The organism is Campylobacter concisus, from assembly GCF_003048445.1.
Taxonomy (GTDB): Bacteria; Campylobacterota; Campylobacteria; order Campylobacterales; family Campylobacteraceae; genus Campylobacter_A; species Campylobacter_A concisus_BF.
The window spans coordinates 90,909-105,745 of sequence record NZ_PIQW01000004.1 but is presented as its reverse complement, the minus strand read 5'-3'; the positions used below and the strand labels follow the sequence as shown (position 1 = coordinate 105,745).

Genomic DNA, 14,837 nt, shown 5'->3' with positions numbered 1-14,837 from the left:
TTATCTAATGCTTTATAAATTTCACATAAAGCTTACTAAATTTCTTTAAGCGCGATCACTTCAGGTTGATCTTGTTTGCTTTGAGGTTTGCCAAAATTTACACCATTTTCAAAGCTAAAACCTGCTACATTTGAGCTTTTTATCTTAAGCTGCAAATCGCCCCTATTGCTAGCATTGTCAAGCGCAACTTCGGCACTAATTATCTTATTTTCATAAAGTTCAAGCAGATGTTGATCAAAAGTTTGCATGCCGTAAGTATTTTTTGACTCAGCTATGGCAAGATCGATCTCGTCAAATTTCTCTTCAGATATGAGCTCTTTTATGCGGGTATTTTTTCTCATGATCTCGACTGCTGGGCGTCTTGTGCCAAAAAGCGTCTTAACTAGCCTTTGTGAGATGACGCAAGCAAGCACTGAAGAGAACATAAGGCTGACTTTATCTCGCTCGCCTTGTGGGAAGCTATTTACTATTCTATTTACGCTCTCTTTTGCATCAAGCGTATGAAGTGTCGAAAGCACCAAGTGGCCAGTCTCTGCAGCTCTAATGGCAGTCTCAATCGTCTCAAGATCTCTCATCTCACCCACCAAGATGATATCAGGATCTTCTCTTAATGAAGCTCTTAACGCATCTGAGAAATTTAGCGCATCTGCCCCGATAGAGCGCTGGTTGATTATACTTTTATCATCGTTAAATACATACTCAATCGGATCTTCAATAGTCACGATGTGCGATCTTTTTGTTTGGTTTATGAAATTTATCATGCTAGCAAGTGTCGTTGTCTTGCCACTTCCAGTTGGGCCAGTCACTAGGATGATGCCACGAGTGGTCTCGGTGCAAATTTTTTCTATCACGCTTGGTAAATTTAGATCTTTTATGGTTGGAATTTTCGTTGGAGTAACACGAAAGACAGCAGAAATTCCATTTATCTGCAAAAACATATTTACACGAAAGCAGTACTCATCATTTAGTTTATAAGAAAAATCTATATCTTTTTTATCCATAAACTCATCAAATTTAGCCCCCAAAAGCTCTTTTGCGATGGCTACGGCATCACTTGGGTCTAAATTTTCTTCACTAAGTGGCATGATCTCGCCATTAAATCTACCATAAACTAGGCTTGCAGACTTTAGGTGAAGGTCGCTACCACCTTTATCGACTAAAGAGCACAGATATGAGTCTAGGTCTTTTTTGGTCATTAAAGTGATTTCATAATCTCATCAAATGCTGCAACAAACTGCTTCAAGCCGTCATTTAAAAGCTCTTTATAAGTAGCATTTATATCGATCTCATTATTTTTTATGATATGAAAAAAGCTTGAGATATTCTCTTTGCTAGGGGTATTTTTTGCCTCAGCTTTTTCTTTTACAAATTCTTTTATCGTATCTATCGGAGCTGTGTTTATAGAGTTTTTATACATTAGTTCTCTAACGTAATAATCCCCTCTTAAGCCACCACCTTTTACGCCAGTGCTTGCAAAAAGTGTCCTTACGTTTTCTAAGCCAAAATCCTCAATGATATGATAGATATTTGCAGCGTTCATTATGCCGATCTGCCCAGTTGGCAAGCTCTTTGCAGCCATTGTCTCATCAAGCTTTCTATCAAATCTACTAACAAAAACACTGATCACACCCTTTGGCATCATCGTATCCACAAAGCGACTTGCATAAGCCTTGCTGCCCTCTTTAAAAGCCTCTAGGCAGTTTTTAGCCTGATCTGGCGAGAAAATGAGCGTCGCATTTACGCTGATACCTCTTGCCATAAGCGCACTCATCGCCTCATAGCCCTCTTTTGTGGCTGGGATTTTTATCATGACATTTGGCATTGAGATAAGGTTGTGAAGCCTGATGCCCTCTTCTATCGTCGCAGCTGTTTCGCCACTTAAATTTGGATCAACCTCGATGCTAACAAAGCCATCATCGCCATTTGCGTAGTTTTTTAGCATTTTACATGCGGCGATTTTGATATCTTGGGTTGCTAAAATTTCATAAAGATCTTTTGGATGACGCTTGTTGCTATTTTGTATGATCTGTTTGTAAGCAGGTGATGCAAAAGCTGTTTTAAAAATAGCTGGATTGCTTGTAGCTCCGTTTATAACGCCTTTTTCTAGTAAAGAGTTGAATTCGTTTTGTAAAAAATCTCTCTCTATAAAGTCACACCAAAGAGAAAATTTAGCTTCATTGTCATACATTTTTTCACCTTATATATTTTAAAATTTCACGCAGATCCTTGACATCCACGCAATGCGTCGCCTCTTTTTTTAAAATTTCTTTCGCACAAAAGGCAATTTTTAGATCACATTTTCTAAACATTGACACGTCATTGGCTCCGTCGCCAACGCACATGATCTCACTTTTATCTAAATTTAATAGCCCCTTTAAGCGATCTATTATCTCACCTTTTGAGCTACCAAACATCATCTCTCCGCCAACTTCACCTGTTAAAATTCCATCTTTATGGTGCAAAATATTTGCAAAATTTGCATCAAATTTAAGTTTTTCTTGCATCTTATCAGTTGCGATGTGAAAACCACCACTAAAAACCACGACCTTTATACCTTTTTGCTTTAGAGCCGCTATAAGCTCGCTAGCTCCTGGCATGATAGGTAAATTTTTACAAATTTCATCTGCCTTTGAAAGTGGCATTCCTTTTAAAAATTTTACTCTTGCTGTAAGACTTTCAAAAAAATCAAGTTCGCCGTTCATAGAACGCTTCGTTATGCTAGCCACCTCATTGCTGGCGTTATTGGCAGCGGCGAGGATATCAATCGTCTCGCCGTCCATTATCGTAGAGTCAAAGTCAAAAACGCAAAGTTTTATCAAGCTATGCCCTAAAAATCACGCTTTAAAAGGCTCTCAACCTTTAAAATCGTAAGGATATTTTGATCGCGTTTGCCGATACCATAGATCATGCCTTTGTCTTTTACCAAAGTCTCTGGCGGCGGATCAATCCTGTTACGGTCTATTCTGATAGCCTCCGTCAAGCGGTCTATCACGAAGCCTGCGATGTTATCCTCATCTTTCATGACGATATATCTTGTATTTGAGCTTTGCTTTGTAACATTTAATGAAAAACGTTTTCGCAAATCAATAAGAGGAATAACGTTTCCACGTAAGTTAAATACACCAAGGACATAGTCAGGCACACTAGGAACACGGGTGTATTCGATAGGTTTGATTATCTCTTGGATATTTAAAATAGGTATCGCATACTCTTCTTCGCCAACAACGAAGCCTACTAATTGGACTATATCTTCGTTGTTTTTTATCTCAGGCTCGTCAATTTGCTGTTTTTGTTTGCTTAAAACTTGGTTTAGTTTATCATTCATCGCCTAACCCCTAACCTAATTTAATATTTTTTCTAACAACGTTTTCAAGGTATTCTGACGAATATGGTTTTGTGATATATTCAGTCATACCAACCTCTACTCCGCGCAATCTATCAGTTTTAGACGTTCTTGATGTTACTGCTATTAGCGGTAAAGTGCGATACTTAGAGTATTTGCGAATTTCACCAGCTAGAGTATATCCGTCCATCCTTGGCATCTCAATATCAATGAGCACCGCATCAAAGGCATGCTCGCCTGATTTAATTATATTGAGTGCTTCTACTCCATTAGTTGCTTCTATTATTGTGACGCCGATTGGCTCAAGCGATTTTTGCATGATAGTTCTATCCATCTTAGAGTCATCAACGATTAGGACCTTATAATCGCTTGGTTTCTCTTTTGCTTTAGCACTATCTTCCATTTCGGCTCTAATATTTACCTTAATATCCTTTGCCATCTCCATCATAGCACCAACGTCTATGATAAGAGTTACGCGGCCATCGCCTCTTATAGTAGCTCCAGCGATGCCTGGGATATTTTGTAAATAATCACCCATTGACTTAATAACGATCTCTTCTTGACCGACCAAAGTATCAACGATGATGCCCAGTTTTGCCTCGGCAACGCCAATAATTACGACATAAGTTTGATCTCCGCCATCAAAGACTTTATTGACACCAAATACATCTGAAAGTCTAACAAGAGATAAGACCTCATCTCTTAGTCTTAGAACGTTTTTGCCATCGATCGTATAGATATCATCGATAGGCACGCGAACAGTCTCAAGAACGCTCGCAAGTGGTATCGCATAAAATTCCTCTTGTGTTCCGACAAGAAGTGATTGAATGATCGCAAGTGTAAGTGGAATTTTAAGCTTCATAACTGTGCCTTTTCCAACTTCACTCTCAATATCAATGATACCATTTAGTTTTTCAATATTTGTCTTAACAACGTCCATACCAACGCCACGACCAGATACGTTTGTAACCTTGGCTGCAGTTGAAAATCCTGGCTTAAATATAAGACCAAAAGCCTCTTTTTCGCTCATCGCATCAGCTTCTCGCTCAGTGATGATGCCTTTTTCTATAGACTTGGCTTTAAGCATATCAGCATCTAAGCCCTTACCATCATCAACTATCTCAACAACGATATGGTTGCCCTCATTGTAAGCTTTTAGCTGAACAAGGCCTTTTTCAGGTTTTCCCATTGCCTTTCTTGTCTCAGGATCTTCGATGCCATGATCGCATGAGTTTCTGATGATATGAACTAGCGGATCGCCGATCTCTTCAACGATTGATTTATCAAGCTCTGTCTCTTCACCTGAAATTTCAAGGTCGATCTGCTTACCAAGGTCACGGCTAAGATCACGTATCATACGTGGGAATTTATTAAAGACTTTTGCTATTGGAAGCATCCTTGTCTTCATAACAGCTAGCTGGATATCAGTCGTAACTAAACTTAGGCTTGATACTACTTGATTTAGCTCTTCTAGGAATTTCTCGCCCTCATATCTCTCTTCTACGTCATCATAAATTTTTAGTAGGCGGTTTTTACCAAGAACAAGCTCACCGATTAAATTCATCAAGTGATCAAGTCTTTTTACTTCAACACGTATCGTTTGCTCTTGTGCTACCGCACTGTTACTACTAGCTGCTGGCACTTTTTTATCCGCATCTCTTTCTCTACTAGGAGCTGGCTTAGGTGCTGGCGCAGCGCTTGTGGCTGGAGCTATCTCTTCAGGAGATTTTGGAGCTATGCCTTTTGAAGCACGTCTTGCTTGATCTTCTGCTTTTCTAACTTTTAAAAGTCTCTCTATCTCAGCCTCAACCTCAGAGTCGCTTAATTTTGAAAGCTCGGCATCGCTTACTTCAGGAGCTGCTTCTTCGGCTGGTGCGACAGGTTCTGGCTCTTTTACTGGCTCAGGTGCTGGTGCGGCTGGAGCTTCTGCGGCTGCACTTGGTGCTTCACCTTCAGAAATTTGAGTAAGTCTTACACAAATATTTTTGATATCAATGCCAGCGGCTACGTCACTACCGTTATCTCTAATGCTCTCAAGTAGTCCCTTCATCATATCAACTGACTCAAGAACAACGTCCATGATATCTGGAGTGATCTTTAGCTCGCCTTTTCTAGCTTTGTTTAAAACATCCTCCATGTGGTGAGTAAGCTCTGTTAAAACGTCAAAATTTAAAAAGCTTGAGCTACCTTTTACTGTGTGAGCAACACGGAAAATTCTATTTAAAAGCTCCAAATCTTCAGGGTTTGCCTCTAGTTCAACAAGGTCATGATCTATCTGCTCAATAAGTTCGAAAGCCTCTATTAAAAAGTCTTCCATTATTTCTTTCATATCATCCATACTTCACCTCACTTCGCAGATTTAGAATGTGCTTCAATCACTTTTAGCACCTCTTGATAAAATACACCAGCATCAAATTTTGTAAGATACGCAGCACCACCGGCTTCTTTACTCTTAACCTCACTAAATTCGTTGCTTAATGAAGAGTTAAACACAATCGGAACATCTTTAAATCTATCATCATTTTTAATAGTTGAAGCAAAGCGGTATCCATCCATTTGTGGCATTTCAATATCGCTTAAGATAACTCTAAGCTCTTTTGTTAAGTTATCTCCATATCTTTGATAAAGCTCTTCCATTCTCTCTAATCCCTCAACGCCGTTTTTAGCTTCAACTACGCTAAGGCCCATCTTCTCAAGTGCGTCTTTTACTAGCTTTCTAGCAGTTGAGCTATCATCTAGAACTAAAGCAGCGCCTTTGATCTTTTGATCGTCTGTTACGTCAAATTCGATCTTTGGTGAGTAAATTCCTAGCTCTTCAACGATGCTTTCAAGATCAAGAATGAGAAGCACTTCGTCATTTTCTATTCTTGTTACGCCTGTGATCTTGCCTTTATCCAGAGTGCCAGCTCCAGCAGCAAAATTTGCAGGCTCTATGTCTTTCCAGTTTATACGTCTGATCCTCTTGGCCTCATGGACGATAAAACCGATCAATATACCGCTAAATTCAGCGATAATAACACGTGGCTTTATAACTACACCCTCAGTTGGCTCGACGATATTCATCCATCTTGCCAAATTTATAACAGGGATAACCACACCTCTTAAATCAAAAATTCCCTCGATATACTCAGGAACGCCAGGAAGCTCGGTAAGATTTGGCATCTTAATGATCTCCCGCACCTTTGCGACATTGACTCCGTATATTCCTTCATATACTTTGTTTTCGGCCTTTTTAAAGATACGAAAATCAACAAGTTCCATCTCGTTTGAGCCCGTTTTTAGTACGTTGTCTCCAAACATCAATGTCCTTTCAAACTCATTTTGAGCAAATTCAACTTTTGCTGGGCGTATTCTACAACAAAATAACTTTGCTCGCATGCAAAACAAGGTAAATTTATATAAAATCTATCGTAAATATCAAATAGCTCACCTTGATGATAGTGTCCCTCTATCACTATACTTGCGTCAAAGCCCTGCAAATGCTTGCTCATTAGCTCCTTGAAGTTTGAAATTTTATAGTGCAGATTTTTCTTAGTAAGTTTGGCTAGTATCGCTTTTGAAATTTTAAAATCCGAAATTTTATCAAGCGCGTTCATAAATTTCAAAAACCATCTAAGCCTTAAAAACCTAAGTGCATACTTATCTATAAAAGGTAAAAATATATCGCCGTGCGCGATCTGGACGTGCTCGCCACTTATAGTTCTAAATTTCACTGGCTGAGCGCAAATGTCATAAACTTTTACTCCCTCGAAGCTTAGCCTCTCACCTTTGTCCCAAAAATCTCTAGTTTTATCAAATAAATTTGAAAGCCTAAAATCGTGGTTACCCTCGAAGTAAAAAATTTCCACCTTTTGTGAAATTTTATTTATAAGCCTTAAGTGCTCAGCGTAAAATTTTTGCGTATATTCGCCCTCGCCCGTTAAAAAATCAAATATATCGCCAAGCAAGAAAATCTGTGGCGGCTCTTTGATCTCTCCGCTATCAACGGCGCGCAAAAATCTCAAAAAGCCATCGCGGTTTGTGTTTTCATGCGCATCAGCCAAAAAGATTGCGCCTTTTTTTATAACGGGGGCATATAGGTATTCGCTCAAATTTTGCCTTAATTAAAAATTAGCAGAGCCAAAAAGCAGCTTTTAGCTCTTCGCCTCATCTTTTTAGTCAAATTTTATAGGCTTATAGCAAATTTTCACGATCTCAACGTCGCTTCTGCCCTTTGGTAAATTTAGCGCGACCTCATCGCCCTCAGCCTTGCCTAAAAGCTGCTTTGCAAGAGGCGAGTTTATCGAGATATAGCCCTTGTCTAGGTCACTTTCGCTCACACCAACTATCGTGTAAGTATGCTCTACCTCGGTCTCTTCATCCATTATCGTCACACTAGAGCCAAACCTCACTCTGTCATGCTCGTAGCTACTTGGATCGATCACCTCTGCGTTTGCCAAAAGTGCGCTAAGCTCAGCGATCCTAGCGTCTATAAAGGCTTGCTTCTCTTTTGCAGCGTGATACTCAGCGTTTTCTTTTAGATCGCCATGGCTTCTTGCGATGTCGATCTCTGTTACGATTTGTGGGCGCTGCACTAGCCTTAGATCCTTTAGCTCAGCTTCTATTTTTTCATATCCGTATATTGTCATTGGTTCACTCATTTTTTACTCCATATTTTTTAAAATTTTTACTACATTTTTACTGCTGCCATGTCCTAAGTAAGCCCTTAGCTCATCGCAGCCTTTTAAGAATTTTTGCCTATCACAGCTCTCATAAGCTCTAAACAAATTTTCAGCCGTTGCAAATTCTTGGATAAACTCCTCATGAAGCGGCTCTTTGCCCATGAAGTCAAACATTATATTTGCAAGTCCTGCGTGCTCGATCTTTACAAATTTTCTAGCGATGAAAACATCTATCGCTTTTGCCTTGTATGCTAGCACAAATGGCGTGCCAATGAGCGCTGCCTCAAGCGTAGCAGTGCCAGAGCAAACAAAGGCAAAGTCACTCTCATACAAGGCTTCAGGCGTGTTTGAAACGACCTCAAAATCGCTCACATCGCCATAAATTTCGCCCACTTTATCAAGCAAAAATGGCGGCACGACAAGCAGCCTTTTAGCCTCTATCTTTTTAGCAAGCTCTCTATAAACTGGCATCAGCCTTGAAATCTCTGACCTTCTTGATCCCGGTAAAAACGCCACTTTACCACTGCTACTTAGGCTAGTTTTTTTAAGCTTTATCTCATCCATCAAAGGATGGCCCACGTAGGTCGAGCGACTATAAAATTTCGCATCAAATGGCAGGATCGAAGCAAGGTTGTCACAGTATCTCTCCACAACGCTCACTCTTTTTGGCTTCCACGCCCAAACTTGCGGCAAGATATAGTATGTCACGGCTGCTTTTGCGCCGGCCTCTTTTATCGCCTTTGCAAGCGGTAGGTTAAAGGCTGGACTGTCTATTAGCAGCACTGCATCAGCCTCTTTTGCCATCTGGCTCATCACTTTCATCGCCTTTTTTGCCTTAAAAATAAGTGGCAAAACCTCGACAAAGCCCATCGCTGAAAACTCGCTGCTTTTCATATATGGCATGCCAAGCTCTTCGCTAAAAATTCCCATTAGCTCAAATTCGCCCTCAAAATTTTTCAAAATTTCTTTTAAATGCAAATTTGCCGATGGCTCAAGAGCGGAGACTAAAATTTTCATTTACACACTTTCATCAGGTCTTTTTTTGGGGGCATTATACGCAAAAATTCTTTAAAATTTTAAGAAAGCTGTGATAAAATCCAAGCCTTTAAAGGATAAAATTTGAAAGAAATTTTGATAACAAATGACGATGGATTTGAGGCGACTGGCCTGCTTGCCTTAAAAGAAGCTTTAAACGAGCTAGATGGCATAAATGTCACGATCGTGGCTCCAAGCTCTGAAAAATCAGCCTGCGCTCACTCTTTGACACTCACAAGGCCTCTTAGATTTATAAAACTCGATGATAACTTTTTTAAACTTGACGACGCAACGCCTAGCGACTGCGTCTATCTCGCGCTTCACGCACTTTATAATAAAAAGCCAGATCTAGTGATAAGCGGCATAAATCACGGGGCAAATTTAGGCGAGGACATCACCTACTCTGGCACGTGTGGAGCAGCGATGGAGGGCGTTTTACAGGGCATTAGAAGCATCGCTTTTTCGCAGTTTTATGAAAACAACTCACTAAATGAACTTGGCTTTGAACTAGCAAAAGAGATCGTTAAATTTATCGTACCAAAGGTGCTAAATGATGAAATTTCGCTAAATCAAAGAGAATTTCTAAATGTAAATATCCCAGCCGTAACAAGCAAAAATTTCAAAGGTTATGCCGTCGTGCCAGCTGGCAGACGCACCTACGCCACGCATGCCACGCTTAATCGCAACCCAAGAGGCATCGAGTACTACTGGCTTGGAAACGCCGCACTTGAATACGAAAAAGGCGAGCCAAGCGATATCAGCAAGGTAAATGAGGGCTTTGCCACGATAACGCCCATAAAACTAAATATGACTTCATACGAGAGCTTGGAGGGCTTAAAAGGGAAATTTGATGCAAAATGATAGATTTACAAGGATAAGATGGCTCTTTGGCGAGGATGGTTTTAGCAAGCTTCAAAGCGCAAAAGTGCTAGTTTGCGGAGCTGGAGGCGTTGGAGGGATGTGCGTGGATGCGCTTGCTAGAAGCGGGGTCGGAAGTATCACGCTGATCGATAAAGACATCTTTGACGTGACAAATCAAAACCGCCAAATTTACAGCGAAAACGTAGGCGGCGTAAAGGTGGAGGAGTTTGCCAAAATTTATCCTTGCATCACGCCTATGCAGACGCTGATCACGCCTGAGTTTGTCGCTGGATTTGACTTTAGTAAATTTGACGTGGTGATCGATGCGATCGATGATATAGCTGCCAAGATCGCCCTTGCAAATGCGGTAGATCCTAGCAAATTTATAGCTTCGATGGGTGGGGCAAAAAGGGTTGATCCTACAAAAATAAAGGTGGCATCCGTTTGGAAAACCTCGGTCGATCCGCTAGCTAGAAAATATAGATATGAGCTCAAAAAATCAGGCTTTAGCGGTAAATTTGACGTAGTCTTTTCAACAGAAGAACCACTTTGCAAGCCACTTGGAAGCTTCATGGGCGTGACTGCCTGCTTTGGGCTAAATTTAGCCTCACTAGCTGTTAAAAAGATAGTTGGGCAGTAAGCCCAAATTTACACTCCGAGTAAAATTTCAAATTAGGGCTGACATTTTTGGATAAATTGAACAGCCAGCTCTACAAGAGACTAATTTAACAATCCAAGATAAGCAAATTCTAAAATTTCATGAACGAGCAATTTTAGTAATCAACTCTTGCGAGTGAGTGAAAGTTTAAAATTTATAACTACGAACTAAAAAATATTTAATTTTTACAAAAATGTTCAAGCAAATTTAAAATTAGAGCTGGCATATCACGGCTCTAAATTTAATGCTAAACGAAGTGCAGCCTAAATTTAGTAGTCTACTAAGGCGACTGAGTAAGATTTTAAAATTTGCAAAAAACAAATTTCTATTTTAAAAATACAGACTTTAAATTTGAAAACTCTTTTATTCAAAAGGGAGACAAGGGGACTTGAATTACGAAGCCGTCCCCTTATCCCCCCTTTAAAACCCTCCTCTGCTTGCAGTTACGAGGCAAAGCCCGAGTAAAAACCTCTCGCACGTTCAAGGTGCATGCAATGGTGCTAGCGCACTGCATGCGGTTTATCATCAGATAAGCGTCAAGTAAATTTTAAACGAGTATTTTCGGCTCTAAAATTTGAGCTAAGCGCTAAGCGAAGCCAAATTTTAGTAGTCAATCCTTGTGGGTGAATGGAATTTTAAAATTTGTAAAAATAGCTTGATTAAATTTGATTTATCCAAGAAGGAGACAAGGGGGCTTAAATTTTGCTTCTCAGGCTCGCAACTAGGATAGACACGAAACTCCGTCCCTTTATCCCTCTTTAGACCTCACGTCTGCTTGCAGTTACGAAACGAAGCCTTAGTAAAAACCTGCGCGCGTTAGAAGTGCATGCTTTAATGCTGGCGCATCGCAAACCACAACAAATTTCTATTTTAAAATATAGCTTTAAATTTATAAGTCCTAAATTTTAGTAAGTAGTTTAAATAAAAATTTAAAATAGACCTAAAGTTTACATATTTATCTGATCGTGTTTGCTGTTTTTACAACCAAATGCGATTTATCATTTAAATTTTATCTCATCTTTTTTATATTTTCTAAGCAGCTCATTTATCTGGTTTTGAAATTTACCCCATCTTGCTTCGCTGCCGTGCTTTGCGTAAAGCTTTTTGGCATGAGAGATCAAAATTTCACTTTTATCTTTTATCAAAAGATATTCGTAGAGTTGATTTATCGCTGCAAGGCCGTTTTGTTCGAGCATTAGCTCTATTAAATTTTCCTCCGAGCTATTTTGCTCAAAAAATTCAAAAACAAAACCAAGGTCGTTTGCTACATTTTCATAAATTTTAGCCACGTCACTATCTGGCTCTAGCTCGTAGTGCGCAGAAGCAGTGCTGGAAATTTCATGTACTCTGGCTCTAAAATGACACTCATACTCTTTTGGCTTGTTAAGTGCTTCTTTGCCAAGAGTAGCCTCTATAAAAGGGGCGTAAATGCCGCAATTTATATAAAATCTCGTGCGCTCTGAGCTATTGCCACTACTTTTTTGAAAATTTACAACGCAGATAAAATTTGGAGTATTTTTGTAGAAATTTAAAGCGCTCTTACTAAAGCCATTATCCTTAAATAGCGGCTTTAGCAGAGCAATGAGCTCGTCAAATTTCTCTTTCATAAATTTAACGTGCCAGATGTATGATTATTTATTTGCGCGCTCGATATACTCGCCACGAACTGTATCAACGCGGATGACCTCGCCTTCTAGTACGTGAAATGGTATCTGAACTACCGCGCCACTCTCAAGAGTAGCTGGCTTTTTGCCGCCTTGTGTGTCGCCCTTAAAATTTGGTGGAGTTTCAACTATCTTTAGCTCGACTACTTGTGGCACTTCAACGCCGATCGCATTGCCGTTGTGAAATAAAATTTCAACCATCATGCCATCGATCATCCACTTTTTAACATCGCCCACGTCCTCATCGCTGATCGCGACTTGCTCGTAAGTAGTCGTGTCCATAAACTGGCAAAACTCGCCGTCGTCATAGAGATACTGCATCTCTTTCTCTTCAAGATGCGGCTGCTCGCACTTATCACCTGCGTGAAAAGTCTTTTCAAGAACCTTTCCATCGACAAAAGATTTGATCTTTGCACGAACAAAAGCTGCACCCTTGCCCGGTTTAACGTGTTGATATTCTACGATTTTATAAGGAACGCCATCGATCTCGATCTTTAGTCCCTTTTTTAGATCGCCCATTGAATATGAAGCCATTTTTTATCCTTTCAAATTTGTTTATATAACTGCGTATTGAGCCCAAACACAAGCTTCAAGTGCGTTTAATCTCTCTAGCGTTTCTGTTTTTATATGTTCATCGACCAAGATGACCGCAAGCGCCATGCCGTGCTCATCTCTGCCAAGTCGGAAGTCTGCTATGTTTATCTTCTCATCAGCCAAAATTTTACTGATCTGAGCGATAACGCCCGGTACGTCGTGGTTTTTGAAGATGATCATCTTGCCTTTTGGCTTGAAGTCAGTCTTAAAGCCATTGACGGTTACGATGCGTTGTTGATTTTCACCAAAGACCGTGCCGCCAACGCTTACGATGCCATTTTCAGTCGTAAGACGAACTGTGATCTTGTTTTTAAAGATGCTATCTCCACCTGTGCTAGTTTCGGTAGTTATGCCTTTTTCGTCGCATAAAAATTTAGCATTTACGTAGTTTATCGCATCGCCAAGACTCTCTTTTAAAGCGCCTACGATCGCAAAAGTTAGCATTGAATTTGCATATTCGCCAATTTGCCCGTGAGTCTCTATGCGAATAGCTTTGATCGCGCTTTTGTTTATCTGAGCTGCAAGAAATGCCATCTTGCTTGTAAGATCGATATAAGGCTCAACAAACGGCGGTAGATCTTCTGTTTTTATAGGTAAATTTAAAGCGTTTGGATAGCTTATGCCGCGTGCTGCCAAGATAGCCTGCTCGACTGCCTCTACTGCGATATTTCGCTGCGACTCAAGAGTGTTTGCTCCAAGATGCGGTGTGACGCTTACATTATTTAGATCAAGAAGCGGATGGCTTGTCGCTGGCTCTTTTGTAAAAACGTCGATACCAGCAAATGCTATCTTGCCGCTTTTTAGCCCTTCATAAAGTGCCTCTTCGTTATAAAGACCGCCTCTAGCGCAGTTTATAAGCCTTACGCCATCTTTCATCTTTGCTATCTCTTTAGTGCCGATCATATCGGTTGTCTCTTTGGTCTTTGGAGTGTGGATCGTGATGAAGTCGCATGCCAAGATGTCATCAAAATTTTTAGTATATGTGCCGCCCATATCGATAACTTTAGATGGATCGATATATGGATCGTATGCGATGATGTCCATGCCAAAAGCTTTTGCGCGAGCTGCTACTCTTGAGCCGATGTTACCAAAACCGATCACACCTAGCTTTTTCTTAAAAAGCTCAACTCCATACCACTTCTCGCGTTTCCAAATTCTATCTAGTTTTAGATCGTTGTGAGCGTATTCAAGTGATCTTGCAGCCGCTAGCATGTGCGCCATAGTTAGCTCAACTGCTGCGATAGTATTTGCAGTCGGGACGTTCATGGCGATGATGCCTCTTCTTGAACAGCCATCTATATCAACGTTATCCACGCCAACACCGGCTCTAACGATAGCTTTTAGCTTCTTACCAGCTTCTAAAAACGCCTCATTTACCTCAGTCGAGCTTCTAGTGATCGCTACATCAGCCTCGCCTAAAATTTTTAAAAGCTCGCCTTTTGGGGTATTAACTGCGTCTATTACATTTATATCTTGTTCTTTTTTTAAAAGTTCAAAACCTACTGGGTGTATCGCATCGCAAACAATGATAGTTTTCATAATTTTACCTCTCTCACACTTGAGTGGATATCGTAAACTCTTAGCTGCAAAATGATATTTTGCAAAAGCCTTGAGTCTTGAGTATTTAAAAAGATCTGGCTTTTGGCGCCGTCCTTTACAACAGTGAAATCAACCTCGCTACTTCGCAAAGTCTGCATCAAGCAAAACATAGAGTAGATGTCGTTTTTATCTATCAAAAGTTCGTATGCTGTGATCTTTGGCTTTTCTATCTTAGGTCGGTTGTATTCTATAAAAATTTCATTTACGGGCAATACGTAATCTTTTTTCTTAATAGTTGCCAGCTCGTTGATCCAGTTTTCACTGCCGGCTGTGCTTTTGGTTATATTTTGCTCGTTTGTTATATTGTTTTCTGGGATCTGGCTGAAATTTACACTTGCAAATTTAACAAGATAAATTCCAACCAAACCTAATATCACAAAGAGCAGAACAACTACTAATAAAAGTGTGCGTCTGCCCATTTA

15 protein-coding genes are annotated in these 14,837 nt (G+C 40.1%); 2 read left to right on the top strand and 13 right to left on the bottom strand.

The annotated features are described in order from the left end of the window. Nucleotides 1-35 precede the first annotated feature (35 nt). From CVT14_RS03530 to lpxB, 9 genes are all read right to left on the bottom strand, one after another. On the bottom strand, nucleotides 36-1,196 hold the full coding sequence (locus CVT14_RS03530; protein ID WP_021089656.1) for a type IV pilus twitching motility protein PilT: 1,161 nt from the start codon (nucleotides 1,194-1,196) through the stop codon (nucleotides 36-38). Continuing rightward, the gene (locus tag CVT14_RS03525; RefSeq protein WP_021089648.1) at nucleotides 1,196-2,188 is read right to left on the bottom strand and encodes a transaldolase; all 993 of its coding nucleotides are present in this window, start codon (nucleotides 2,186-2,188) and stop codon (nucleotides 1,196-1,198) included. Before CVT14_RS03525 ends, CVT14_RS03530 begins: the two co-directional genes overlap by 1 nt. Nucleotides 2,189-2,192: 4 nt before the next feature. Next, nucleotides 2,193-2,819 (bottom strand): phosphoserine phosphatase SerB, encoded by a 627-nt coding sequence (serB, locus tag CVT14_RS03520; protein WP_107849709.1) that lies wholly within the window; start codon nucleotides 2,817-2,819, stop codon nucleotides 2,193-2,195. 8 nt (nucleotides 2,820-2,827) lie between these two features. Further along, complete coding sequence (locus CVT14_RS03515) at nucleotides 2,828-3,325, bottom strand: chemotaxis protein CheW (protein WP_021087872.1); 498 nt, start codon at nucleotides 3,323-3,325, stop codon at nucleotides 2,828-2,830. A 10-nt stretch (nucleotides 3,326-3,335) separates the two neighbouring features. Then, nucleotides 3,336-5,681: a chemotaxis protein CheW gene (locus CVT14_RS03510; RefSeq protein WP_107849708.1), complete on the bottom strand. Its 2,346-nt coding sequence runs from the start codon at nucleotides 5,679-5,681 to the stop codon at nucleotides 3,336-3,338. Nucleotides 5,682-5,689: 8 nt separating this feature from the next. Then, nucleotides 5,690-6,643, bottom strand: coding sequence for a chemotaxis protein (locus tag CVT14_RS03505; RefSeq protein ID WP_012001425.1), 954 nt, complete (start codon nucleotides 6,641-6,643; stop codon nucleotides 5,690-5,692). Continuing rightward, entirely contained in the window at nucleotides 6,643-7,434 is a 792-nt protein-coding gene (locus CVT14_RS03500; protein ID WP_103598343.1) for a UDP-2,3-diacylglucosamine diphosphatase, read from the bottom strand. The genes CVT14_RS03505 and CVT14_RS03500 overlap by 1 nt, the downstream gene beginning before the upstream one ends. Nucleotides 7,435-7,497: 63 nt before the next feature. Further along, nucleotides 7,498-7,983, bottom strand: a complete 486-nt coding sequence (gene greA, locus CVT14_RS03495) for a transcription elongation factor GreA (RefSeq protein WP_107849707.1) — start codon at nucleotides 7,981-7,983, stop codon at nucleotides 7,498-7,500. A gap of 3 nt (nucleotides 7,984-7,986) precedes the next feature. After that, nucleotides 7,987-9,021: a lipid-A-disaccharide synthase gene (gene lpxB, locus CVT14_RS03490; protein ID WP_107849706.1), complete on the bottom strand. Its 1,035-nt coding sequence runs from the start codon at nucleotides 9,019-9,021 to the stop codon at nucleotides 7,987-7,989. Between the two features lie 102 nt (nucleotides 9,022-9,123). On the opposite strand from lpxB, the gene surE reads away from it, so the two are divergent. Together surE and CVT14_RS03480 are read left to right on the top strand one after the other, a co-directional pair. Further along, nucleotides 9,124-9,900 (top strand): 5'/3'-nucleotidase SurE, encoded by a 777-nt coding sequence (gene surE, locus CVT14_RS03485; protein WP_107849705.1) that lies wholly within the window; start codon nucleotides 9,124-9,126, stop codon nucleotides 9,898-9,900. After that, nucleotides 9,890-10,540: a ThiF family adenylyltransferase gene (locus CVT14_RS03480; RefSeq protein ID WP_107849704.1), complete on the top strand. Its 651-nt coding sequence runs from the start codon at nucleotides 9,890-9,892 to the stop codon at nucleotides 10,538-10,540. The genes surE and CVT14_RS03480 overlap by 11 nt, the downstream gene beginning before the upstream one ends. A 1,016-nt stretch (nucleotides 10,541-11,556) precedes the next feature. Here CVT14_RS03480 and CVT14_RS03475 read toward each other — a convergent pair. Genes CVT14_RS03475 through CVT14_RS03460 form a run of 4 tightly spaced genes read right to left on the bottom strand, consistent with a single transcriptional unit; the run spans nucleotide 11,557 to nucleotide 14,834 of the window. Continuing rightward, entirely contained in the window at nucleotides 11,557-12,165 is a 609-nt protein-coding gene (locus CVT14_RS03475) for a DUF4304 domain-containing protein (RefSeq protein ID WP_021089623.1), read from the bottom strand. A 24-nt stretch (nucleotides 12,166-12,189) separates the two neighbouring features. Beyond that, complete coding sequence (efp, locus tag CVT14_RS03470; protein WP_004317246.1) at nucleotides 12,190-12,756, bottom strand: elongation factor P; 567 nt, start codon at nucleotides 12,754-12,756, stop codon at nucleotides 12,190-12,192. 21 nt (nucleotides 12,757-12,777) lie between these two features. Beyond that, nucleotides 12,778-14,358 (bottom strand): phosphoglycerate dehydrogenase, encoded by a 1,581-nt coding sequence (serA, locus tag CVT14_RS03465; RefSeq protein ID WP_232527123.1) that lies wholly within the window; start codon nucleotides 14,356-14,358, stop codon nucleotides 12,778-12,780. Further along, complete coding sequence (locus CVT14_RS03460) at nucleotides 14,352-14,834, bottom strand: hypothetical protein (protein WP_021089622.1); 483 nt, start codon at nucleotides 14,832-14,834, stop codon at nucleotides 14,352-14,354. The genes serA and CVT14_RS03460 overlap by 7 nt, the downstream gene beginning before the upstream one ends. Between the last annotated feature and the right edge of the window lie 3 nt (nucleotides 14,835-14,837).

Excerpts from the sequence above, each read along its gene's own strand:
- CVT14_RS03530 (WP_021089656.1), bottom strand. The coding sequence starts at position 1,196 with ATGACCAAAAAAGACCTAGACTCATATCTGTGCTCTTTAGTCGATAAA.
- CVT14_RS03525 (WP_021089648.1), bottom strand. The coding sequence starts at position 2,188 with ATGTATGACAATGAAGCTAAATTTTCTCTTTGGTGTGACTTTATAGAG.
- CVT14_RS03515 (WP_021087872.1), bottom strand. The coding sequence starts at position 3,325 with ATGAATGATAAACTAAACCAAGTTTTAAGCAAACAAAAACAGCAAATT.
- CVT14_RS03510 (WP_107849708.1), bottom strand. The coding sequence starts at position 5,681 with ATGGATGATATGAAAGAAATAATGGAAGACTTTTTAATAGAGGCTTTC.
- CVT14_RS03505 (WP_012001425.1), bottom strand. The coding sequence starts at position 6,643 with ATGTTTGGAGACAACGTACTAAAAACGGGCTCAAACGAGATGGAACTT.
- greA (WP_107849707.1), bottom strand. The coding sequence starts at position 7,983 with ATGAGTGAACCAATGACAATATACGGATATGAAAAAATAGAAGCTGAG.
- lpxB (WP_107849706.1), bottom strand. The coding sequence starts at position 9,021 with ATGAAAATTTTAGTCTCCGCTCTTGAGCCATCGGCAAATTTGCATTTA.
- CVT14_RS03480 (WP_107849704.1), top strand. The coding sequence starts at position 9,890 with ATGCAAAATGATAGATTTACAAGGATAAGATGGCTCTTTGGCGAGGAT.
- CVT14_RS03475 (WP_021089623.1), bottom strand. The coding sequence starts at position 12,165 with ATGAAAGAGAAATTTGACGAGCTCATTGCTCTGCTAAAGCCGCTATTT.
- efp (WP_004317246.1), bottom strand. The coding sequence starts at position 12,756 with ATGGCTTCATATTCAATGGGCGATCTAAAAAAGGGACTAAAGATCGAG.
- CVT14_RS03460 (WP_021089622.1), bottom strand. The coding sequence starts at position 14,834 with ATGGGCAGACGCACACTTTTATTAGTAGTTGTTCTGCTCTTTGTGATA.